The organism is Streptomyces caelestis (assembly GCF_001279005.1).
In the GTDB taxonomy this organism is placed as follows: Bacteria; Actinomycetota; Actinomycetes; order Streptomycetales; family Streptomycetaceae; genus Streptomyces; species Streptomyces heliomycini.
Genome location: NZ_LGCN01000031.1, coordinates 1 through 1,086, shown reverse-complemented (window position 1 = coordinate 1,086; position 1,086 = coordinate 1). Strand labels below are relative to the sequence as shown.

Here is a 1,086-nt window from a genome sequence, read left to right as displayed (position 1 = left end):
GGCGACGCAGGCGAGGCCGCCGGTCCAGATCGCCGGGCGGGCGCCGGTCCAGCCGGCCATCGCCCCGGCGCGGACCTGGCCGAGCTGGGGGCCGACGCTGTAGGAGAGGACCTCGATGCCGGCGAGCCGGCCGCGCAGCCGGTCGGGGATGGTCTGGTTCCAGATGGTCGAGCGGCCGAGGCCGCTCAGCATGTCCCCCGCTCCCGCCAGGCCGAGGAACACCAGCACCAGCCAGACGTTCGACGTCCAGCCGGCCGCCGCCATGGCCAGGCCCCAGCCGGCGGCGCCGAACACCACCAGCAGGCCGTGCCGCCGCGTCCGGGAGACCCAGCCGCTGGTCAGGCTCAGCAGCAGCGACCCGACGGCGCCCGCCGAGTACATCAGGCCCAGTGCCCAGTCGGCGTCGAGCTCGTCGGCGAGGAAGGGGAAGATGGTGTTGGGGAAGGCGAAGAACATCGCCGCCAGGTCGACCGCGTACGTGCCGAGGAGCACCGGCCGCGACCAGGCGTACCGGGCTCCCTCGGCGATGCCGCGCAGCGAGGGCTTGGCGGCGTGCTCGACGGGCGGCACGGGTGAGAGCCGGCGGCACATCAGGACCGACGCGAGGAAGCAGACCACGGTGGTGGCGTAGGCGGGGACGTTGCCCGCGTACGCCACCACGAGGCCGGCCAGCGCGGGTCCGCCGATCGCGCCCGCCTGCCAGCGCAGGGCGTTGAGCGCGGCCGCGGCGGGGAGCTGCTCGTGCGGGACGATCCGGGCCAGCAGTGAGTCCAGGGCGGGGCGCTGGAGTCCGGCGAGTGCCGCCACCGAGGCCGCCACCACGTACAGCGGCCACAGCATGGGGTGCGGCAGCAGCGCGTTCAGCAGCAGCACGGCGGCCAGCAGTCCCAGCCCCGCCTCGGTGAGCACGATGACCTTGCGCCGGTCGACCGCGTCCGCGAGTGCCCCGCCGTACAGGCCGAAGACCACCAGCGGCACCAGTTCGACGGCGCCCATCGCGCCCACCGCGAGCGGTGAGCCGGTCAGTTCCTTGATCTGGAGCGGCAGCGCGATCAGCGCCATCACGCTGCCGAGGTAGGTGACCAG

General features: G+C 74.4%; 1 protein-coding gene. It reads right to left on the bottom strand.

What is annotated here, in order from left to right:
• Window positions 1–1,086 (bottom strand): MFS transporter (locus ADK41_RS04315; RefSeq protein ID WP_030837517.1); only part of this gene is annotated, 1,086 nt, incomplete at both ends.